General features: G+C 61.2%; 19 protein-coding genes. 8 read left to right on the top strand and 11 right to left on the bottom strand.

What is annotated here, in order from left to right; all coding sequences use genetic code 11:
• Window positions 1-14 precede the first annotated feature (14 nt).
• Window positions 15-1,046, top strand: a complete 1,032-nt coding sequence (locus tag EQW76_RS20230; protein WP_143123112.1) for an L-idonate 5-dehydrogenase — start codon at window positions 15-17, stop codon at window positions 1,044-1,046.
• Between the two features lie 7 nt (window positions 1,047-1,053).
• Here the strand turns inward: EQW76_RS20230 and EQW76_RS20225 are convergent, their stop codons facing one another.
• Entirely contained in the window at window positions 1,054-2,043 is a 990-nt protein-coding gene (locus EQW76_RS20225; RefSeq protein WP_142831010.1) for a LacI family DNA-binding transcriptional regulator, read from the bottom strand.
• A gap of 305 nt (window positions 2,044-2,348) precedes the next feature.
• Here EQW76_RS20225 and EQW76_RS20220 point away from each other — a divergent pair, with 305 nt between their 5' ends.
• Window positions 2,349-3,272 (top strand): SMP-30/gluconolactonase/LRE family protein, encoded by a 924-nt coding sequence (locus EQW76_RS20220; protein ID WP_143123180.1) that lies wholly within the window; start codon window positions 2,349-2,351, stop codon window positions 3,270-3,272.
• A 17-nt stretch (window positions 3,273-3,289) separates the two neighbouring features.
• Here the strand turns inward: EQW76_RS20220 and EQW76_RS20215 are convergent, their stop codons facing one another.
• The 7 genes from EQW76_RS20215 to EQW76_RS20185 form a co-directional block, all read right to left on the bottom strand.
• On the bottom strand, window positions 3,290-3,802 hold the full coding sequence (locus tag EQW76_RS20215; RefSeq protein WP_142830967.1) for a flavin reductase: 513 nt from the start codon (window positions 3,800-3,802) through the stop codon (window positions 3,290-3,292).
• A gap of 53 nt (window positions 3,803-3,855) precedes the next feature.
• The gene (locus tag EQW76_RS20210; RefSeq protein ID WP_143123111.1) at window positions 3,856-5,274 is read right to left on the bottom strand and encodes an amidase; all 1,419 of its coding nucleotides are present in this window, start codon (window positions 5,272-5,274) and stop codon (window positions 3,856-3,858) included.
• A complete protein-coding gene (locus tag EQW76_RS20205) occupies window positions 5,271-5,474 on the bottom strand; it encodes a hypothetical protein (protein ID WP_143123110.1) in 204 nt (67 codons plus the stop codon). The genes EQW76_RS20210 and EQW76_RS20205 overlap by 4 nt, the downstream gene beginning before the upstream one ends.
• Window positions 5,474-6,484 (bottom strand): ABC transporter permease, encoded by a 1,011-nt coding sequence (locus EQW76_RS20200; RefSeq protein WP_143123109.1) that lies wholly within the window; start codon window positions 6,482-6,484, stop codon window positions 5,474-5,476. The genes EQW76_RS20205 and EQW76_RS20200 overlap by 1 nt, the downstream gene beginning before the upstream one ends.
• Window positions 6,481-8,028 carry a sugar ABC transporter ATP-binding protein gene (locus EQW76_RS20195; RefSeq protein WP_143123108.1) on the bottom strand — a complete coding sequence of 516 codons (1,548 nt, stop codon included), beginning with the start codon at window positions 8,026-8,028 and terminating at the stop codon, window positions 6,481-6,483. The genes EQW76_RS20200 and EQW76_RS20195 overlap by 4 nt, the downstream gene beginning before the upstream one ends.
• 28 nt (window positions 8,029-8,056) lie before the next feature.
• Window positions 8,057-9,157, bottom strand: a complete 1,101-nt coding sequence (locus tag EQW76_RS20190) for a sugar ABC transporter substrate-binding protein (RefSeq protein WP_161991070.1) — start codon at window positions 9,155-9,157, stop codon at window positions 8,057-8,059.
• Window positions 9,158-9,451: 294 nt separating this feature from the next.
• The gene (locus EQW76_RS20185) at window positions 9,452-10,672 is read right to left on the bottom strand and encodes an MFS transporter (RefSeq protein WP_143123106.1); all 1,221 of its coding nucleotides are present in this window, start codon (window positions 10,670-10,672) and stop codon (window positions 9,452-9,454) included.
• A 187-nt stretch (window positions 10,673-10,859) separates the two neighbouring features.
• Between EQW76_RS20185 and EQW76_RS20180 the strand changes: the two genes are divergently transcribed.
• From EQW76_RS20180 to EQW76_RS20160, 5 genes are all read left to right on the top strand, one after another.
• Window positions 10,860-11,618, top strand: a complete 759-nt coding sequence (locus EQW76_RS20180) for a GntR family transcriptional regulator (protein ID WP_143123105.1) — start codon at window positions 10,860-10,862, stop codon at window positions 11,616-11,618.
• Between the two features lie 270 nt (window positions 11,619-11,888).
• Window positions 11,889-12,971: a pyrimidine utilization protein A gene (gene rutA / locus EQW76_RS20175; RefSeq protein WP_143123104.1), complete on the top strand. Its 1,083-nt coding sequence runs from the start codon at window positions 11,889-11,891 to the stop codon at window positions 12,969-12,971.
• Window positions 12,958-14,529 carry an amidase gene (locus EQW76_RS20170; RefSeq protein ID WP_143123103.1) on the top strand — a complete coding sequence of 524 codons (1,572 nt, stop codon included), beginning with the start codon at window positions 12,958-12,960 and terminating at the stop codon, window positions 14,527-14,529. Before rutA ends, EQW76_RS20170 begins: the two co-directional genes overlap by 14 nt.
• Window positions 14,526-15,890, top strand: a complete 1,365-nt coding sequence (locus EQW76_RS20165) for an amidase (RefSeq protein WP_142830977.1) — start codon at window positions 14,526-14,528, stop codon at window positions 15,888-15,890. Before EQW76_RS20170 ends, EQW76_RS20165 begins: the two co-directional genes overlap by 4 nt.
• A complete protein-coding gene (locus EQW76_RS20160; RefSeq protein ID WP_142830978.1) occupies window positions 15,887-16,516 on the top strand; it encodes an isochorismatase family protein in 630 nt (209 codons plus the stop codon). The genes EQW76_RS20165 and EQW76_RS20160 overlap by 4 nt, the downstream gene beginning before the upstream one ends.
• Window positions 16,517-16,578: 62 nt before the next feature.
• Here EQW76_RS20160 and EQW76_RS20155 read toward each other — a convergent pair whose 3' ends face one another.
• The 3 genes from EQW76_RS20155 to otnK are packed head-to-tail and all read right to left on the bottom strand — an operon-like array spanning window position 16,579 to window position 19,423.
• Window positions 16,579-17,472 (bottom strand): NAD(P)-dependent oxidoreductase, encoded by an 894-nt coding sequence (locus EQW76_RS20155; protein WP_142830979.1) that lies wholly within the window; start codon window positions 17,470-17,472, stop codon window positions 16,579-16,581.
• Between the two features lie 33 nt (window positions 17,473-17,505).
• On the bottom strand, window positions 17,506-18,147 hold the full coding sequence (gene otnC / locus EQW76_RS20150; protein ID WP_142830980.1) for a 3-oxo-tetronate 4-phosphate decarboxylase: 642 nt from the start codon (window positions 18,145-18,147) through the stop codon (window positions 17,506-17,508).
• Complete coding sequence (gene otnK / locus EQW76_RS20145) at window positions 18,140-19,423, bottom strand: 3-oxo-tetronate kinase (RefSeq protein WP_142830981.1); 1,284 nt, start codon at window positions 19,421-19,423, stop codon at window positions 18,140-18,142. The genes otnC and otnK overlap by 8 nt, the downstream gene beginning before the upstream one ends.
• A gap of 258 nt (window positions 19,424-19,681) precedes the next feature.
• On the opposite strand from otnK, the gene ltnD reads away from it, so the two are divergent.
• Window positions 19,682-20,596, top strand: a complete 915-nt coding sequence (ltnD, locus tag EQW76_RS20140; RefSeq protein ID WP_142830982.1) for an L-threonate dehydrogenase — start codon at window positions 19,682-19,684, stop codon at window positions 20,594-20,596.
• Window position 20,597: the final 1 nt, after the last annotated feature.

The raw sequence follows: 20,597 nt of genomic DNA, 5'->3' as shown, positions 1-20,597 counted from the left end.
TTTGAGGTAAGACGATGAAAGCACTTGTCATTCACGCCGCCAAGGATCTTCGGATCGAGGAAGTACAGGCGGGATTGCCGGGGCCGGGACAGGTGGGCATTGCCATTCAGGCCGGCGGCATCTGTGGTTCCGACCTGCACTATTACAATCACGGTGGCTTCGGCACCGTGCGGCTGCGCGAACCGATGATCCTCGGGCATGAGATTGCCGGCACCATCAACGCCATCGGCGAAGGAGTGACTGGCCTCTCTGTCGGCGACCGCGTCGCCGTTTCGCCCAGCAGACCTTGCAATCATTGCCGGTATTGCCTCAAGGGGCAGCAGAACCAATGCCTCAACATGCAGTTCTACGGCAGCGCGATGCCGATGCCGCATATCCAGGGCGGCTTTCGCCAGCAACTGGTGGCGGAAGGCTGGCAGTGCCACAAGGTCAAGGACGACGTTTCCATCGAGGAAGCGGCCTTCGCCGAACCGTTCGCGGTCGTCCTGCATGCGGTCAACCGCGCAGGCTCGCTGCTCGGCAAGCGGGTGCTGGTGACCGGCTGCGGACCGATCGGCGCGCTCGCAATCATTGCGGCACGGGCACACGGCGCCCGCGAAATCGTCGTCACCGATGTCGTCGACAATGTTCTCAATCTGGCGCGGACCATCGGTGCTGACCGGACGATCAATGTCGCTTCCAACCCGCAAGATCTGTCCGCCTATGGTGCCGACAAGGGTTATTTCGATGTGATGTTCGAAGCGTCCGGCAATGAACGGGCGGTCAGGGCGGGGCTGGAGGCGTTGGCGCCGCGCGCCGTGCTGGTTCAGCTCGGCCTCGGCGGCGACATCTCGCTGCCACAGAACATGATCGTCGCCAAGGAAATCGAGATACGCGGGACCTTCCGGTTCCACGAGGAGTTCGCTCTGGCGGTCGATCTGATCAACAGCGGGCGCGTCGATCTGAAGCCGCTGCTGACGGCGGTTTTCCCGATCGAGGATGCGGTGGCAGCCTTCGAGGCGGCGAACGATCGAAGCAAGGCCATGAAGGTGCAGATCGCCTTCTAGATTTGCCTCAGGCGCTTTCGCGCAACACGACGCGGCAGCTGGTGAGAGTGATCTCGTCGCCCTTCGGCTCTCCGCCCTGGATGGCTTCGAGCAGCTTTGCCGCCGCCTGGCTGCCGATGCCATAGCAATCGGCATTGATCGTTGTGATGCGCGGGTGGCAGATCGACGAGATCTCGTAGTCACCGAAGCCGGCGATGGCAATGTCTTCCGGTACGCGCATGCCGCGGCGCTGGCATTCCATCATCGCACCGAAGGCCGACAGGTCGGAAACGCACAGTACGACTTCCGTGTCGGGCCAGCTTTCGAGCATGCTGACGATGGCCTGCGCGCCCTGCTGCATGGTGATCGGCGGGACGCCGAAGGAGATGACGCGGCCAGGTCCTAGCCCGAGTTCCTCGACCGTCTTCAGGAATCCGCTGCGCCGCTGGCTGCCGCGCGTGTCGCGCGCCGTGGTGCCGCCGATATAGCCGAACTTGCGGTAACCCTTGTCGGCGAGCGCGCGCACAAGCATCGACATGGCCTCGCCATTCGAGAAACCGACGACATGGCCGAGCGGCTTCTCCGGGATTTCCCAGGTCTCGACAACCGGGATATTGGCATTTTCCAGCATGCGCCTCGCGCGCATCGTGTGCGATCCACCGGTCAGGATGATGCCTTCCGGGCGCCGGCGCAGCATCGCCTCGATAAGCTTTTCTTCCTTGTCCGCCGCGTAGTCGGTGTAGCCGAGAAGCAGCTGCAGGCCGGTATTTTCGAGCGCGTCGGTGATGCCCCGCGCGGTGTCGGAAAAGTTGGAATTGTTGATCGATGGCACCAGCGCCGCAATGAAGCCGGTGCGCCGGGACGACAGGCTGCCGGCCGACTGGTCAAGCACGTAGCCGAGTGCATCGACGGCATCCATGATCCGCTTGCGCGTTTCCTCCGAGACGCTGGCATCCTGCCGAAAAGCCCGCGAGACTGTCATCGCGGATACGCCGACATATTTGGCGACCTCGGCCATCGTCAGCTTCTGGATGTCTCGCGGCGCGCCGTTCGGCCTGCCCCCGGCTGGTTTTTTCACTGTGTCCCCATACGTATCGGTTGCCCCAAACACCGCGCGGCTTCGAGCAAGGTTCACCAATAAAGTTATCGCTACCATCGCACAATCGCAAAGTTGCGCACTCTCGCGCTGCGCGCATTGCCAAAAGGGCTATCTCTGAGGGTCGTGTGTTATCTGTCTCAAACTAATTTGACGCCAACAACGTCAGGGTCTTGGCTGAACGGGAGAAAATGATATCGATAACCGAAATGCAGATGGAGGTGACGATGTTTGGTGAAATCGAAGGCAGCGGCTTTGAAGTTATCGATCCTCGTTTCGAGGCCTGCTTTGTCGGCCATGCGCGGGTTGAGCGGCTCTGGACAGGAGGCCGCTGGTTGGAGGGGCCTGCCTGGTTTGCCCCCGGACGTTACCTGGTGTTCTCCGACATTCCGAACAATCGGATGATGCGCTACGATGAAGCCAGCGGTCAGACCTCCGTATTTCGGTCGCCATCGAACAATTCCAACGGCAATACCGTCGACAACGAAGGTCGGCTCGTGACCTGCGAGCATCTGACGCGACGGGTCACCCGGACGGATTTCGACGGCAAGATTACTGTCATCGCCGATCAGGTCGACGGCAAGCGTCTGAATTCTCCGAACGATGTGACCGTGAAGTCGGATGGCACGATCTGGTTCACCGATCCGACCTACGGCATCCTGACCGATTACGAAGGTGATTATGGCGAGGAGGAGATCGGCGGTTGCCACGTCTATTGCCATGATCCGCAGACCGGAACGCGTCGTGTCGCCGCCGATTTCGTCAAGCCGAACGGGCTGGCATTCTCGCCGGACGAATCCATTCTCTACGTTTCCGACACCGGCGTTTCGCATCTCAGCGGCGGACCGCGTCATATCCGTAAACTTGCCGTATCCGCCGATGGCAAGCTCGAAAATATCGGCGTCTTTGCAGAGTGCACGTCAGGTCTGTTCGACGGCTTCAGGGTCGATCGCAGGGGCCGTATCTGGGCCAGTGCGAGTGACGGCGTTCACGTCTACGATTCCGACGGCAACCTGATCGGCAAGGTCCGGATCCCCGAAGGCGTGTCCAACCTCACCTTCGGCGGTCCGAAAGGCAATCGGCTGTTCATCACCGGAACAACATCGCTATACGCGGTCTACGTGACGGCGAACGGAGTGAAACTGGGCTGACGCAAGGCCTGCCATCGTCAGGCGCCGAGATGGTGGTAGGCACGCTTGTAGTAGACCAGCGCCTTTTCCGCAGCGCTTTCGCGGATAGCCTTTACCGAGCAGAACAGCACCCGGTGGGTGCCGACATCGACCATGTCGGTGAGCACGCATTCGAACGATACCATGGCATCCTCCAGCACCGGAGCGCCCGTAACCCCATAGTGCCAGTTGGCTGCGGCAAAGCGCTGTTCGACGGGGGTCTTGCCGCCAAACAGGCCTGAAAGCCCTTCGTGCCCGGCGGTCAGGACATTGACGCAGAGCGCCTTGTTGCCCATGACCGCATTGAATACCGACGCCGTCCGGTTGAGACAGATGAGCAAGGTGGCGGGGCTGTCGGTGACGCTGCAGACAGCGGTCGCTGCAAAGCCTGCCTTGCCGGCCGGACCATCCGTCGTGATGATGTTCACGGCCGCGCCCATCTTCGCCATTGCGTCGCGAAAGACCTGCGGGCTTACGTCTTCAATGGTTTCGATCTGGGTCGTGGCGTCCATCGGTATGATCCTTCATGGGGTGTCCGCCCGTTCCGGCGGGTTGCATGTTTTGCTCAGGCGGCCGGCCGCGCAAGCGATGGGTCGGTGAAGGCCGTCAGGCCAACTGCTCGTTCGAGCCTCAGGGCGACGCTGGCGGCCAGATCCTCGCGCCATGGACGCGCGACGATCTGCAGCGCAATGGGTAGCCCGCCAGCGGACATCGAAACCGGCACGGTGACCACCGGCAGGCCGAGATAGCTGAACGGTCTCGTGAACGCGGTCATCGCGCTGACGACAGCGTTCATCGTCGGGCTCGTCCCGACGTCGACCTCGCTGGACAGCGGTGGAATGAACGGCATTGTCGGCGCAATCAGGACATCGATGCCGGCAAAGGTTGTCTCGAGAAACTCTCTCAGCATCACCGACCTCATCTGCAGGGCACGCAGATAGATCGGCGCCGGGATCGCCAGCGACTGCGAAAGTCGCATGCGGATCTGCGGGCCGTAATCTTCCGGACGCTCGCGCATCCAGTCGAAATGCACCGTACCCGCTTCTGCCATGGCCACTGCATTGGCGAGTTTAGCGATGGCGGAGAGATCGGGCAGGGGTGCAGCAGCGATGCCGGCTACATCTGGCGACAAAGCCCTGATTGCCGTCTCCATCCCGCCTGCAACGTCGCTTTCCAGTCCGTCGGCAAACGGACCGCCGGCAATTCCGATCCGCAGCGATGACAGGTCGGAAAGCAGCGCACCGGGCTTGTCTGCATCCATGCAGGTCGTGTCGTGTCCGTCCGGGCCGGCGATCAGCTGCAACAGCAGGTAGGCGTCTGCGACGGAGCGCGCCAGAGGGCCGACGCAATCCTGCGAGAATGACAGCGGCATCGCCCCATGACGGCTGACGCGTCCCTGTGTCGGCTTGATCCCGACCGTGCCACAACAGGCGGCCGGCAGACGGATGGAGCCGCCCGTGTCTGAGCCGAGAGCCGCCAGCACCACCCCGCCGCCAACGGCAGATCCGGACCCGGAGGAAGAGCCGCCGGTGATCCGCGCAGCATCGATCGGGTTCAGCGCCCTGCCGTGGTGAAAATTGTGCCCCGTCGGTCCCATGGCGAATTCGCTCATGTTGAGCCGGCCGATGGAGAGCGCACCCGCTGCTTGCAGACGCTGCATGACTGTGGACGTCGAGGTCGCCACATGACCCTTGCGGATCTTCGAGCCGCAACCGGTCACGAAGCCGGCGCGGTCATACATATCCTTGTGGGCGAGTGGCACACCATGCAGCGGCCCTACCGTCCGGCCGGCGGCAAGCGCAACATCGGCGGCACGGGCTGCCTCGAGCACGGGGCCTTCCTCGATCTTGATAAAGGCGTTCAGCCGCTCGTGGCTGGACTTTGCGCGGGCGAGTGCGGCGGTTGTCATCTCGACGGAAGTAATCCGGCCGGCGAGGATCGCCTCCGCAGCCTCCTTGAGCGTGGTCGGGTTATCGAGGCTCATCGTCCGGCCTCAACGCGCAAGACAGCTTCGAAATGGGCTGGTTCGGTGTTGAACAACGCGCCTGCCTTATCGGTAAGTGGCTTGGCGATGCTGGTCTTGTCGCGCATGGCTTCACCGGCCATGGCCACAAGCTCCGCCTCGTCGGCCGGGCGATCCCAATAGGTCTCGGCAAGGGCAGCCATGATCTTCATCAGGTCCATCAGCTGAAATCCTGTGGCTGGCGATTGCGCACGAGCTGGCTGAGCGACACGGCGATGACCAGGGCGCCTCCGTAGAACAGGTTCTGCACATAGGCATCCGCCCCGAGCATGGTCAGGCCGGTGATGCCGGTCACGAGGAAATAAACGCTGATCACCGCGCCGAAGGCATTGAAGCGGCCGGGCGAGATTGTCGTTGCGCCGAGGAATGCTGCGGCGAACGCCGGAAGCAGAAGGTTGAGGCCGGACAGCGGATCGGCTGATCCTGTCATGCCGGCATAGAGCATGCCGGCAAAGGCGGAGATCAGCCCGGAGAGCACGAAGGAGGTGGCGCGCACCCTGTCGACATTGATGCCGTTCAGCCGGGACACTTCGCGCCCGCGGCCGACGAACAGCAGCTTGCGGCCGGCAATGGTGAATTCCAGCGCATACCAAAGAATGACGGCGATGATTAGGGCATAGAAGAAGGCGAGGGGAATGCCGAACAGCCGGTTGATGATGACCCATTTAACCAGGCCCATGGAGACGCCTGATATCGTCTGCGAATTGCTGACCCAGAGGATCAGCCCGTTCACGAACGTACCGACACCGAGCGTGACGATCAGCGAATGGATGCGGAAATAGAGGACGAAGAATGCATTGACCGCGCCGATGACGATACCGCTCATTAGCGCGATGACGATCACGGGGACGATCGGCCAGCCGAATTTGACGTTGAGCACGGCGATCAGCATGGTGCTCATCGTCAGGGTCGAGGCCCCAGACAGGTCGAAATCGCCCGATGTCAGCGGAATGATGATGGCAAGCGTCAGCACCACGAGCACGGCCTGTGAGCCGAACAGGGTGGAGAAGCTTCGCCAGCTCAGGAACGAATCCGGCATCAGCGTTCCGAAAATCACGATGAGCAGCAACCATGCGCCCACAAGGGCGAAGCGCTCGCCCTCGGTTTTTATCGTGAAGCGGCTCCTTGCCGGCATCGAGGTCTTGGTCGTCGGCATATCCAGCGTCGTCATTCTGCGGCCTCCGCATCATGGCTGTGGAAACAGGCTTCGGTGATTGCCTTGCGGCTGATCTCGGCGCCCTTGAGTTCGATCACCGGGCGACCGCGCGAAAAGACGATGATGCGGTCGCAGATCTGTTCGAGTTGTTCATTGTCGGTCGAGGCGCAAAGTATCGCCGTGCCATCCGCCGCCGCCCGGTCCAGCGCCCTGAAAATCTGCTGGCGAGCGCCGAAATCGACGCCCTGCGTCGGTTCGTCGAGCATCAGAAGCTTCGGCTTAGTCTGCAGCCATTTGGCCAGCAGCACCTTTTGCTGATTACCTCCGGACAGCGAGCCGAGCGGGAGATGCGGATTGGCTGGCCTGACGTCGTAACTCTGGACGAGCGCTGCCGCTGCACGCGTCATTCCGGGACGATCGAGTCCGTAAGGCCTGGTGAGGCCATCCAGCATGGGGAGCGTGATATTGTCTGTCACCGACAGTGTGCCGATGCCGGCAGCACCCAGGCGATCTCCGGGCAGGAAGGCGATGCCCAGCTTCTGCGCAGCAAGCGGCGTCACCGCGCTGACCTTCGCCGATTTGCCCCCGATGGTGATTTCACCGCTGCCCCGTCTCGCACCATAGAGCAGGTAGGGGAGGGCTGCAAAGCCGGAGCCGATCAGGCCAGTCACACCCAGCGTCTCGCCCTCCCTGATCTCGAAATCGAAAGGTGCGGTGGTGCCATTGGAAATAGCGCGCACGCTGACCGCCGCCGGCACGCCTGTCCTGGCCATGCGCTTCTTTTCGAACGCGTCGATCCGCGAGCCGACGATGGTGTCGAGGATAGACTGCCGCTGTGATGTACGGGTATCGAGGATATCGACCAGCTCTCCGTCGCGCAGCACCGCGACACGGTCGGTGATATCTCGGACCTCGTCGATATCATGCGTGACGATGACGACGGAGGCGCCGGTCTTGACGATGGAACGGATCAGCGCAAAAAGTCGCAGCACGTCGTCGGCCGGCAGGAATGGCGTCGGTTCGTCGAGGACCAGGATGCCTTCGCCGCCGTAGCCGGCATCGGACGCCCTGAGGTCCTCGAACGCACGGATGATGGCGACAAAGGCCCGCTCCACCGGCGCAAGGTTCGCCACCGTCTGGAACGGATCGATCGACAGGTCGAATTCGGAAAACAGCCTGGAGATGGCGGCTGCTTCCTTCTTCCAGTTGACGAACCAAGGCGTCTTCTGGCCAAGCGCTGTGACCCGCATATTCTCGAGCACCGTCAGGGATGGCACGAGACCGAGGTGCTGGTGGACGAAAGCTACTCCTCGCTTCTTGATCTCCATCGGATCGAGCGGCAGAGACATTTTCTGCCCCCAGAGGATGACCTCGCTGCCCTCTTCCGGCTGGTGAAAGCCGGCCAGCACCTTGATCATGGTGGATTTGCCGGAGCCGTTCTGGCCGAGAAGGCCGAATACCTCGCCCCGCCGTATCGACAGCGAAACACCCTTGAGCGCATAGTAGCTGCCGAAGCGCATACGGATGTTGTTCATGGTGAGGACGGCATTTTCGACCATGAGGCGCTCCTACTGCGTTCGCGTTGACCTACTTCATCATCCAGAGTTTGCGGAAGCCGTCGAGGTGGGCGTCGCCATAGCCGTCGTTGAAATTGGCAGGTGTGCCGGCGGTCTGGATATTGGTGTCGTCGAAGACCAGCAGCGGCACGTTGAGCTTGGCGACTTCAGGCTTGCCGCACAGCATCCGCATGATGTTGTCGATCGCCGCATAGCCGGCCCAGCCGAGGCTTTCGCCAACATCCATCTGCACCTGGCCTCCGCGCACCATGTCGAGAACGAATGGCGTGCCATTGAAACTGGCAAGCTTGACGCTGCCTTCCGAGCCGGTGATGCGGAGCGCCGGGATGACGAACTGCGACATGGAGTCGTAGATCGGCAGGATGTAGTTGATCGAGGGATCGGCCAGCAGAGCGGATTGCGTGCCCGACTGGATCTTCGTTGCCCATTCGGAAACGGGCACGTCCAGATGCTTCATCTTGCAGCTCGGGCAAAGCGTTTTGAGTTCATCCTGGATCGACTTGACGAAGGGGATCGAGGGGAGGACGTCGGAGGAGCCGATGATCAGTACATTTGGTTTACCTTCGGTCTGGACATAGGCCCAGGCTGCCAGCAGCTTGCCGGCGCCGCTAAAGTCGATCTTGCCGGAATAGTCGACGGTGTCGATTGCCGGCTGGGTCACGTCGTAGAAATGCGTCGTCGATATCTTCAGGCCGGCGGCGCGCGCTTCGCCCAGTTGCGGACCGAGAACTTGTGGGTTCAGGCCGCCCGCCAGGTCGAGAGCGTCATATTTCTGGCTGATCGCCTGCGAGATACCCTGCACCCACTGGTCGATCTTCAACTGGTTGTCCCAGGTGGTGTAGGTGAAGCCCACTTCGGCTGCAGCCGATGCCATTGCCTTCTGCAATTCGACATTGAACGGGATGGTCATCGAGATCGGGATCGACAAAACCTTCTTGCCGGCCATGCACTGCTTGGCGTTGAACGGTTCGCCCGGGGGCGTGAATACCGGCATGGCGCGGTGCTGCGTGATGATCGCCTTGGCATCCTCCATGGGGTCGGCCATCGCGGTTGTGGACAGGCTGGCGAAGGCGGAGACCGCCAGCATTGTACTCACGAAAAGCAGGCGCATGATCAACATTCCCCTCTGTGATCCCGGTTTGACCGGGGTCTTACAACGTAGCTTTCGATCAACTATCTGAACTTAAAGTACGTACATACACAAGGAAACGTCAACCGGATTTTGCCTATTTTTTTGCACTGCACATTTATGCGGCGATTGCTAAAAACCATGCCAGATAGGCGCTTGAATCGTGTTCAATTGCACATTAAAGCCAATCACCGGCCTATAGCAGAGCGTCTGCAGCAGAGTTGCGCCGCATGCGTTTGCCTTCAGTATGTCAGTACATATCGACAGATTTTCAGGTCAGTGGCTTGAGCGATGGGCTCGCCATGCGATGATCATGCCGCCGAAACCGAACAGGGAAAAGACCATGAAGCTCGCACCATAGTGGCCGGTCAAAGCATAAAGACTGGCAAAGGACGACGGACCGACGATGACCCCGATGAAGGTGTAGACCAGAACGCCCCCGGTGATCGCGCCGACTCTGCCTTCCGGAGCATTGTGGGCCACCTCTGCGAGCAGCACGCCGTTCCATCCAATCGTCACGCCGCCCATGCAGACGAAAAGAGCGACCTGCGCGACCGGTGGCAGGCCGGGCAGCCAGTAGAGCAAGGCATAGCCGGCGCCGCCGAGCAGGCCAAGCAGTGACAGGGTGATGAAGCCGCCGCCGATGCGATCGGCGACCACGCCCCAGAAGATGCGACCGAAGGCGCCAGCGAACTGCATGGCCGCGGCAACGGACCCTGCGGCCAGCAAGGACCATCCGGCGTCGTGCACAAGCGTAACCACAGCGAAGGCGGAAACCGACAGTTGCATGGCGGAATAGGCAAAGCCCAGGCCGCTCAGCGCCAGCAGACGCGGGTCGCGCCAGATCGTCGATTGTTCCTCGATCAACCCGCGCAACAGGGATCGGCGCTTGCTGACTACGACGGGTTCAGCCGCGTGCGTCATCGCCAGCAACCCCATCGTCAACAGCGGTGCGGCCGCCCCGATCAGCAGTGCGATATTCCAGTCGACATAGCGGGAGAGATAGGGGAAGGCGAAGCTTGCGAGGATGCCGCCCAGCGGGACGCCGGATTGCTTCAGCGAAAATACGATGTTCCGCTTGTTCTGCGGGGTGACTCGGCTCAGCATTTCGGAAGATGCCGGATTGTTCAGGCCGTAGCCGATGCCGATAAAAAGCGACGCAATGACGATCAGTGGAATACTGGCGGTGGCAATGCCGGCAAAACCGATCACGCAGCAGACAAGAGCAGCCTGTTCAATTCGGATCGGCCCGAAGCGCTGGACCAGCGTGCCGGCGATTGCAGAGGAGAACATGCCAGAGGCATAGATCAGGCTGATCTGATAGCCGATCCAGTAGGCGCCGATATCGAGATCTGCTGCCACCGTCGGCGCAATGGCCGTGAGTGCAAGGACGCTCGCGGTCGCCACGATCTGGATCAGCGTTGCCGCCACAAGGGTTTGCATCAGCGAAGAAGCTCGGCGCGTTTGCGTGGCCTCTCCGGCAATCAGGTCCGACATGCGTCTCAATATCCTGGGAAATTATAGCTGGGATATGTACGTACTAATAGATTTGCTTTGCTGGCACAAGCGGGTCAGGATGCGTTTGCGGACATGCTGAAATTCGATTGCCTTTCGCCGGGAAAGACGATTGAAACCTTTACAACGGAGATGTGCCGGTGATTTTAGCTGGCAAGGGGTGGGGTGCTTGGATCAGAAAAGCAATCATTGGAAGCCGGAGCTGGATACGGCGCCGCTCTATCTGCAGGTCGCCCATCACCTGGAGTCTCGCATCAGCAATGGCGACTACCCGGTCGGCACCCTTTTGCCGACAGAGAACGAGATTGCCGCAGCGCTGGGCGTCAGTCGCCAGACCGTACGTCAGGCAATCGGGACCCTGCGCAACAAGGGGCGTCTTTCGGCGCGCAAGGGCGTAGGCACGCGTGTTGAGGCCGGCTTCGACCCGGAACGCAAACGCTTCATCGCCCACTCGCGCTCCGAACTTTTTGAAATCGCCGCCGAGACCGAATTTGTGATCGACACGAAGGAGGAGGTCTCGGCGCAGGGGAAACTTGCGATCGAGCTGGGTTGCCGGCCTGGCCGAAAGTTCTTCCACATGGCCGGTATCCGTTATCCCGGAAATCGCAGCAGGCCGTTTTCGTGGAACGAGGTCTACGTCGATTCCAGGCTTGCCGGCGCCGTGAAGGACATCACGGTCGCCAGAAGTGCTATTTTTCACTACATCGAACAGTTTACCGGCGAAAAAATCCAGGAAATCCAGCAGGAAATCAAGCCTATCGCGCTCGATGGGGTGATCGCCGGCAAGCTTGGCGTCAGCACGGGCGATCTCGCGCTCGTCGTCACGCGCCGCTACTACGGCTCCGGTCGCCGCCTGCTGGAATATGCTTTCCAGGTTCTGCCGGCAGAGCGCTTTACCTTCACCACGACACTGCGCGCCGAGAGCTGAGGCTGACAGCCGCGTGAATGGTTCCCGCCTTTGCCGGCGCCATGATTCGTCTGCCCATTCCGCCTGTAATTGCCTTTCTGATTGGCTTTTTGCCTCGTCATTCGCCGTTTGAATAATTTCCCGGCGCCAAACTTCTGCGTGCAAATCAGCCGTTTGATTAATAAATAGGCGCGCCTAAAGATGCGTCATTTTTGGCTTTACAGGCCCGAAAAATTTTGCATTAGTTCGTACATACTGCCTTGCATGTCCATCAGATAAAAGGGGAACCACATGGATATCGGTGTTTTCATTCCCATCGGAAACAATGGCTGGCTGATCTCCACTACCTCGCCGCATTACATGCCGAGCTTCGAGCTCAACAAGCAGATCGTCCAGAAAGCAGAGGGATACGGGCTCGAGTTTGCTCTCTCGATGATCAAGCTGAGAGGCTTCGGCGGCAAGGCCGAGTTCTGGGATTACAATCTTGAGAGCTTCACGCTTATGGCCAGCCTGGCGGCTGTCACCAAGCGCATCAAGCTGTTTGCCTCGACTGCCGTGCTGACTCTGCCGCCGGCCATTGTCGCGCGCATGGCGACGACGATCGACAGCGTGGCGCCCGGCCGTTTCGGTGTCAATATCGTGTCGGGCTGGCAGATGGCGGAATATGACCAGATGGGCATGTGGCCGGGAAATGACTATTTCGGCTACCGCTACGATTATTCGACCGAATACGTCCACATCATGAAAGAGCTCTGGGCCAAGGGCGAATGCTCCTTCGAAGGCAAGCACTTCACCATGAAGGATTGCATGATGAAGCCGATGCCGGCGAACAAGATCGAGATCGTTGCAGCAGGTCAGAGTCCGCGCGGGATGGAATTCGCAGCGGAATACGCCGACTACAACTTCGTCATGGGCTCGGGCATCAACACGCCGACCGCCTATGCGCCGAACAATGCAAAGCTGGTTGAAGCCGCTGCCAAGACCGGCCGCGATGTCGGCGCCTACGTGCTGTTCATGGTGATCGCCGAAGAGACCGACGAGCTGGCGAAGGCAAAGTGGGAGAGCTACCGCGAAGGGGCGGATGTCGACGCCCTCGCATGGATGGCGGACCAGGGCAGCAAGGATGCGACTGCCGACAGCAACTCGACCGCCAAGCACATCAACCTGCCGGAAGGCGCAGTCAATTTCAACATGGGGACCCTGGTAGGCTCTTATGCCAGCGTCGCCCGGATGCTGGAGGAAGCTGGCAGCGTTCCCGGGACAAAGGGCATCATGCTGACCTTCGACGACTTCCTGGTCGGTCTCGACAAGTTTGGCGAGCGCATCCAGCCGCTGATGGCGTCGCGCATGCCGAGCCAGATTGCGGCCGAATAAGGTGCATCTCCTTCTGCCAGATGCCGGGGCCGCAGCACCGCTTGTCGGCCCCCGCGACCTCCTGGATCCACTGACGCTGGTCGACCCCGGCCTTGCAGATCGCCCCTACGCCCGCTTTGCACCCCCAGGCAAGCCGTTGCCAAGCCTGGATGTCGAGCCCGCGATCGAAGATTTGCAAATAAGGACCGCCGGCGTAGACGCGCTTCTTTCAGCGTATGCCGGAGGGAGACTGTTGCCTTCGCACGCCCTGCGCTCGCTTATCAGTGCGTCGCGATCCTGCACCGCAGGTGGCGAGGCTATCCTTCGCTTCGTACCGCAGGCTGAAAAGGCCGCCTGTGAAAGCGACGAGCGTTGGCGCAATGGAACGGCGCGGCCGCTGGAAGGCATTCCGTTCAGCGTCAAGGACATCATCGATGTCGCGGATACCATCACCACATCCGGCTCCCATTTTACCGGCGATCGCGTCGCACCGGCCGATGCCGATGTCGTGGCCGCCTTGCGTGGCGCCGGCGCCATTCCCTTTGCCATGACGGCGACCACCGAGTTCGCCACCGGTTCACCGCACAACCCGCGCTTCGGTACGGTGCGCAATCCGTGGGATCAAAGCCGCTGGACGGGTGGATCGTCGACGGGATCCGCTGCAGCACTGGCCGCGCGTCTGATGCCGCTGGCGCTCGGCACGGACACCGGTGGATCAATCCGGGTCCCATCCTGCTGGTGTGGCACGACGGGCCTGAAGCCGAGCCGGGACCGCGTGTCCCGAAAAGGTGTCGCGCCCCTGTCCTGGACACTCGACCATGTCGGTCCGATGGCCCGCTCCGCAAGGGACATCGCCCGCGTATTGCCTTTCATCACCGCCCAGCCGGAGCCAGCCCTGGCTGCGCAATGTGCTGCCATTCTGGCGGAAGAGACTTTCGAGGGCCTTCGCATCGGCGTGCCCGTCAACTGGTTCACGGATGTTGTCGACGACGCCGTTCTTGCCAATTGGGAGGCTGCGCTGGCGACGATGGAGAGGCTCGGATGCATTTGCATTCCGCTGCCTGCCATCGATATCGCCCCCTGGAATGAGGCCGGCTGGGTCATCCTCCAGAGCGAACTGGCAACGCTGCATTTTCCCCGTCTCGATCGGGCGGAGATGTTCGATGCCGGCCTCGTCCACAGGCTGAAGAACGGCCTTGCCTATTCTGCGGTCGATTACGGGCGGGCGCTCCAGACGCGCGCCGAGGCACAAAGCGGCTTCCTCGACGCCATGGCCGACGTCGATCTGGTCGTTACGCCCGGCATCGGTGGCGAGGCTGGCGTGCTCGATGGGCTGACCGTCGATGTGAACGGGATCTCCCATACCTTCCAGTCGATGATTTCGCGAAACACGATGATTTTCGACGTCACCGGCCTGCCGGCCCTGATGCTGCCATCCGGCCTCGGTCGCACCGGTCTGCCGAGCGGTATACAGATCGTCGGCAGGCCCCAGGCCGATGCGATGTGCCTTTCCCTTGGGGCCGCTTTTCAGCGCGCGACCGAGTTCCACGACATGATGCCGCCGGGACTGGCGATATGAGCGCTGAAACGCCGTCTGTGCCCCTGCCGAACCAGCTGACTGCCACGGATTTGCTGGCGATGCTGGCCGATGACAAGTTGAGCGCTAGCGATGTGGTGGAAGCGTGCCTTGAGCGCATCCGCCTGCGGGATGGCGATGTGCAGGCCTGGCTCGCCGTCAATCCGCAGGCACTGGCCGAGGCCGCCCGTCTGGATGCCTTGCCGAGGGAAAAGCGTGGCCGGCTGCATGGCCTGCCGATTGCTGTCAAGGATGTGTTCGACACCCACGACCTGCCGACGACCTACAACTCGCCGCTTTATGGTGGTTTCCAGCCTGCGGCGGATGCTGCGGCCGTCGATCTGCTGCGCGCGGAAGGTGCAATCGTGCTCGGCAAGACCGACACGACGGAATTTGCCGCCGCCGGGCAGGATGCCAAAACCGGCAATCCGTACGATCTCGCACGCACCTCCGGCGGTTCGTCTGCCGGTTCTGCGGCAGCCGTCGCCGACTTCCACGTGCCGTTGGCGCTTGCCACGCAGACCGGCGGCTCGACCATTCGCCCGGCTTCCTTCTGCGGCGTCTACGCCTTCAAGCCGAGCTACGGTCGTGTCAGCCGGGAGGGTGTGAGGCTCTATTCCATCAGCTTTGACACTGTGGGCTGGTATGGCCGTTCGGTTGCGGACCTCGCATTGCTGGCGAATGTCTTCGGTCTGGACGAACCTCTCGGGCCGGAAAGTCGCCCGGATGCGTTGAGGATGGCCGTGACCACCGGCCCCTACCATGACCGCCTGCAGGACAAAAGCCTGCGGGCAATGACATCGGCCGCCGACAGCCTGCGACAGGCCGGTCATCAGGTCCATGAGCTCGAACTTCCGCCGGCCTTCGAAGCGCTCGATCGCTATCACCGGGTCATTCTGCATCGCGAAGGCCAGGCGGCGTTTCGCAATCTTGCCCGTCGACATGGCGCCGCCCTGCATGACGATTTCCACCACCGGGTGGAAAATCGCGATGGAACGACGCTTGCCGAACTGAGAGACGCCTATGACGGCATGGGGCTGGCGCGGATCGCGTTCGACGAGATCGCAGCCAACTACGATGTGGTGATCGCGCCGAGCGCTGCCGGGTTTGCACCCGTCGGCCGCAAACCCGGCGATCCCGTGTTCAATGCCTCGTGGACGCTGCTCGGCGTGCCCTGCGTGAATATTCCAGTGCCGCCGCCGGCATCTCCCGGCGGGCTGTCGCTGCCGATCGGGGTGACAGTGATCGCGCCGCGTTTTGCCGACAGCCATCTTCTCGCCCATGCCGACCGGATTGCCGCAGTCCTGAGTCCGAAAGCCCCTGTCGTCGAGACCGTCCATGAATTTCGAGGGAGCCGTCCGTGAGCGAAGCCGACCTGCGTGCGAACTATGCCAAAGCCTATGACAACCGCATCGGCTTCGGCAGGAAGCCTGCCCTGGTGCTGGTCGATTTCGTCCAGGCCTATTTCGAGCCTGACAGCCCGCTATTCGCAGGTGTCGATGCGGCGCTGGAAAGTGCCCTGCGCATCCGTGCCGCAGCGCATGAGAAGAACCTTCCCGTCATCCTGACCGGCGTCGTCCTGCATTCGAGCGGTCTGGATGGCGGCCGGTTTTTCCAGAAGGCCAAGCCGCTGGCGAGCTTTACCGCAGGCAACCCTCTCGGCGCCTGGCCGAAGGGGCTTGAGCCACGGGCTGACGAGTTTGTTGTGACGAAGCAGTATCCGAGCGCGTTCTTCGGCACGTCTCTGGCGCCGATGCTGACCGCGATGGGGGTCGACAACGTCATCCTCACCGGGCTGACCACCAGCGGCTGCGTGCGCGCTTCCTGCGTGGATGCCATGTCGCATGGCTTCATCACGACGGTGGTGCGCGACGCCTGTGGCGACCGTCATCCGGCTCCGCACGAGGCCAATCTTTTCGATATGAACGCAAAATATGCCGACGTCGTCTCCGAGGCGGAGATCCTGGCGTTTATCGATGGCCTCGACTAACCCCGTCGTCGCCAGCAAGTGCCCGGCGACCACACGGCCGCCGAAGCATTGTCATTTCAGGCTTAGCTGGCGCCGTTTGCCTTGGCTATGAAGTCGGTGAGGTGCGGAACGTAGTCTTCTGCTCCGGCACCGCCATTCGCCATCGCCACGGCGAATGAGTTCTTCACCGCGCTCGACATTGTGGTGGTGACTGTCGCCGCATTTGCCATCGATTCCACGTAGCGCATGTCTTTGTAGGCATTGCTGAGGGTGAACTTGTGGGCTTCGCGGTTGCCTTCCAGAGCATAGCCCATGAAAGTCTGATAGAAGCCGCAATCCATGCGTCCGCCGCGGATCACCTGGTCGAATGTTTCTATGGAGATGCCAACTTTTTTCGACAGCGCCAGGGCCTCGGAATAGAGCGCGGCATAGCCGAGCGAGATGAAATTGTTCAGGAGCTTCATCCGATGGCCGTCGGCGACGCCGCCGATGTGGACGATCTTGCCCGCCCATGTCGAGATCACCGGCTTGATGCGCTCAAAAACCGCCGCATCGGCGCCGACCATGCAATCGAGAGTACCCGCCCACGCTTCTTTCGGCGTGCGGCTCAAGGGGGCGTCGGCGTAGAGAACGCCGATCTCGGCCATCTCTGCGGCCAGCGTCTGTGTCACCGTGGGCTCGCCGGTCGAGCAATCGACGATAACGGTCCCTGCGGCAAGGCCCGGTTTCATGGCCGCGACGGCAGCGGCAACTTCCGGCGAGCCGGTCAGGCAAAGAAAGACGATGGTGGAGTGACGGGCCAGTTCATCGAGAGACTTTGCCTCGGTGGCTCCCCTTGAAACCAGATCGTCGACCGGCACCCGGTTTCGATGGGCGACGACCTGCAGCGCGTAGCCCTTTTCAACGATATTCTTTGCCATGCCATGGCCCATCAGCCCGGTGCCGACAAACCCGATGGTCTCAGTGGTATTGCTCATTTTACTCTCTCCCTGAACGTAAATGGTCGGCGATCATGACAAATTGAATTTGCTGCGCAGCTCGTCTATCTGCTGCGGCGTCAGCGCGCGCAACACGTGGTTTTGCAGCATCAGGAACAGCTTGGCTGTTTCCTCAAGCTCCTCGGTGGCATACTGGGCGTTGGCAAGCGAAGTTCCGGCGACGACAGGACCGTGATTTGCCAGAAGCACCGCGTGATGCTTGCCGGCCAGCGCCTTTACGGCGTGCGCCAATTCCGGATCTCCCGGCGCGAAATAGGGCACCAGCGGCAAGCGGCCGATGCGCATCACATAATATGCCGTCAGCGCTGGAAGCACATCGTTGGGATCGACGTCGGCAAGGATGCTGACGGCTGTGGCATGGCTCGAATGCAGGTGGACGACGGCTGCCGCTTCTGACCGTTCATCATACATTGAAAAATGCAAGAAGGCCTCCTTGGTCGGCTTGTCTCCCGACAAGAGCTGGCCGGATGCGTCGAAATGTGAAAGCCGATCTGGCTCGAGGTTTCCCAGCGAGGCGTTCGTCGGCGTCATCAACCATCCGCCATCGGCAAGGCGCACCGAGATGTTTCCGCTTGAGCCGGCTGTCAGGCCGCGATTGAACAGCGAGGCGCCGACGCGGCAGATTTCGTCGCGCGCTTTGTTGATCTCACGCATTCCCGTGCTCCGCTCGTAACAGATGCCAAGCCTTCAGAAAGAAATCCTCGGCACCGAAGTTTCCCGATTTCAGCGCCAATGCCAAGTCCGGGCCGTTGATGCTGCGGGTCCAGGGGACGCCGGGATCGATCTCCGGCCCGATCTCGAGCATCGCCACCTGCAGCCCAGCAACGATAGCACCGGATGTTTCGCCACCGGCAACCAGAAACTTCGTAAATCCTCTGTTCTTCAAATGGTTTGCGACTTCGGCCAGCGTCGTTTCGACCAATGCGCCGGACTGGTGCCTGCCCATCGATGCCTGAATGTCTGCAAGGGCGGCCGGATCTGCGCTCGAATAGATAAGCACCGGCGCAGAGCTGTCCTGCGCAAGAGCCCAGTCTGCTATCTCCGAAGCCGTCTGCCTCCCGTCCGAAATTGCGTTTACATCGAGCGCTAGCGTCGGCATGCCGCTGTGTCGCGCCGCCTCGATCTGGCCGCGGGTTGCGACCGAGCAGGATCCTGCCAGAATGGCTGCCCGACCCGCTGGCGCCGCCATTTGCACTTGTTCCTGCCGGCGTGCGACGCGGCCCTTGGTAACGAGATCTTCCGCAAGGCCCAAGCCGATGCCTGAGCCGCCTGTTACAAGCCGCATCTCCGCACACGCTTGTCCGATGGCATGCAGATCGGTGTCTGCAAGGGTGTCCACGATCACGATCCGGCGCCCGGCTGCTTTTTCTGCTGCGAAGGCCCCTGATATCGCGTCCTGTCCGGACCTTACGATATTGATATCGACCAGTCCTACGGCCAGCGACGTCTGACGGCCCAACACCCGCACGATATTTGCATCGGTCATCGGGTTCAGCGGATGATCTTTCAGGGGGCTGTCCGACAGCAGCTGATCTCCGACGAACAGGTGGCCTTTGTAAACGGTCCGGCCCGCTGCCGGAAAAGATGGACAGGCGATTGTGAAATCGACATCGAGGAGCGTCATCAGCGCTTCGGTGACCGGCCCGATATTACCCTCGTCCGTGCTGTCGAAGGTCGAGCAGTATTTGAATAGAAACTTTTCCGCCCCCGCAGCAAGCAGGGCCCGGGCTGCGGCGCAAGACATATCAACCGCCTCATCGGCTGGAATCGATCGTGACTTCAGGGCAACAACGACAGCATCGGCATCGGCGAACTTTTCACCCGGCGCGGGTACGCCGATGCGCTGCACCGTTCGCAGACCCGCGCGCGAAAGCATCAGGCAGAGATCGGTAGCGCCGGTAATGTCGTCCGCAATTGCGCCTATCAGCACGTTCGTTCCTCATTTTTCCAGCCGGTATGCTGCCCCCAGGGTGTAAGCGAGGATACATCCGACGGTAGCATCGAATTTCCTCCGCGCCGTCCCTTTCGCGCTCGACCCTGTTGTTGCTTCAGCGCAAAAAGCCCTTGCATTGCTTTTCCGACGCGCGCTAACTGTGTTTATGGCAACGCTATCATTTGAATTTGACGAGCACAAGCGCGTGTTTAATCCTGCGGTATCGGCCGCACTCCATTCGGCAAGGAAGCTCAGATGACGACAAAACCTCAACAGACTGCCTGCGTGATCGGGTTGGGATCCATGGGGTTCGGGATAGCGGCCTCTCTTCTTCGCGGCGGCTTCGATGTCGTCGGCTGCGATGTCAGTGTGGACGCGATGGCGCGGTTCGAGGCGCTCGGCGGCAGGGTTGCAGGACTGCCGATCGATGCCGGGCGGGACGCGCAGATCGTGATTTCGGTCGTGGTCAACGCGGCGCAGACCGATGCCGTCCTATTCGGTGAGAATGGCGCGGTGACCGAAATGGGCAAGCGCGGCACCGTTTTGTCTTGTGCCACCATGTCGCCGGAGGCTGCGCGGGATTTTGAGCGTCGCGCCCAAGCTCTTGATTTACTTTACATCGATGCCCCGATCAGCGGCGGCGCCATGCGTGCTGCCGCTGGTGAGCTGACGATCATGGCATCCGGTGCGCCAGAGGCCTTCGCCTCGGCACGTGCTGCCCTCGATTGCATTGCCACCAAGGTCTACGAACTCGGCGAGGCCGCAGGGGTCGGTGCAGCATTCAAGATCGTCAACCAGTTGCTGGCCGGCGTGCATATCGCCGCTGCCTGCGAGGCCGTGACCTTCGCGAAGGCCATGGACCTGGATATTGCCAAGGTTTACGAGGTGATCTCGGCCTCCGCCGGCAATTCCTGGATGTTCGAGAACAGGGTTCCGCATATCCTGGAGGGCGATTACCGTCCGCGCAGTGCTGTCGATATCTTCACCAAGGATCTCGGCATCGTCTCGGATATCGCCCGCAATCTCAAATTTCCCACGCCCATAGCATCGACTGCCCTGCAGATGTTCGTCATGACGGCTGCCGCCGGCATGGGGCGCGACGACGATGCATCGATCGCGCGTATGATCGCGAACCTAACGGGGCTCGATCTTCCAGGGCTGGAGGCCTGAT

The organism is Rhizobium sp. rho-13.1 (assembly GCF_007000305.1).
Classification (GTDB): domain Bacteria; phylum Pseudomonadota; class Alphaproteobacteria; order Rhizobiales; family Rhizobiaceae; genus Rhizobium; species Rhizobium rhododendri.
This window is presented reverse-complemented; position numbering and strand designations above follow the sequence as displayed.

Bases quoted from the DNA above. Each gene is read 5' to 3' on its own strand.
- EQW76_RS20230 (WP_143123112.1), top strand. From the start codon at position 15: ATGAAAGCACTTGTCATTCACGCCGCCAAGGATCTTCGGATCGAGGAA.
- EQW76_RS20225 (WP_142831010.1), bottom strand. From the start codon at position 2,043: ATGGCCGAGGTCGCCAAATATGTCGGCGTATCCGCGATGACAGTCTCG.
- EQW76_RS20220 (WP_143123180.1), top strand. From the start codon at position 2,349: ATGTTTGGTGAAATCGAAGGCAGCGGCTTTGAAGTTATCGATCCTCGT.
- EQW76_RS20215 (WP_142830967.1), bottom strand. From the start codon at position 3,802: ATGGACGCCACGACCCAGATCGAAACCATTGAAGACGTAAGCCCGCAG.
- EQW76_RS20210 (WP_143123111.1), bottom strand. From the start codon at position 5,274: ATGAGCCTCGATAACCCGACCACGCTCAAGGAGGCTGCGGAGGCGATC.
- EQW76_RS20205 (WP_143123110.1), bottom strand. From the start codon at position 5,474: ATGGACCTGATGAAGATCATGGCTGCCCTTGCCGAGACCTATTGGGAT.
- EQW76_RS20200 (WP_143123109.1), bottom strand. From the start codon at position 6,484: ATGACGACGCTGGATATGCCGACGACCAAGACCTCGATGCCGGCAAGG.
- EQW76_RS20195 (WP_143123108.1), bottom strand. From the start codon at position 8,028: ATGGTCGAAAATGCCGTCCTCACCATGAACAACATCCGTATGCGCTTC.
- EQW76_RS20190 (WP_161991070.1), bottom strand. From the start codon at position 9,157: ATGCGCCTGCTTTTCGTGAGTACAATGCTGGCGGTCTCCGCCTTCGCC.
- EQW76_RS20185 (WP_143123106.1), bottom strand. From the start codon at position 10,672: ATGTCGGACCTGATTGCCGGAGAGGCCACGCAAACGCGCCGAGCTTCT.
- rutA (WP_143123104.1), top strand. From the start codon at position 11,889: ATGGATATCGGTGTTTTCATTCCCATCGGAAACAATGGCTGGCTGATC.
- EQW76_RS20165 (WP_142830977.1), top strand. From the start codon at position 14,526: ATGAGCGCTGAAACGCCGTCTGTGCCCCTGCCGAACCAGCTGACTGCC.
- EQW76_RS20155 (WP_142830979.1), bottom strand. From the start codon at position 17,472: ATGAGCAATACCACTGAGACCATCGGGTTTGTCGGCACCGGGCTGATG.
- otnC (WP_142830980.1), bottom strand. From the start codon at position 18,147: ATGCGTGAGATCAACAAAGCGCGCGACGAAATCTGCCGCGTCGGCGCC.
- ltnD (WP_142830982.1), top strand. From the start codon at position 19,682: ATGACGACAAAACCTCAACAGACTGCCTGCGTGATCGGGTTGGGATCC.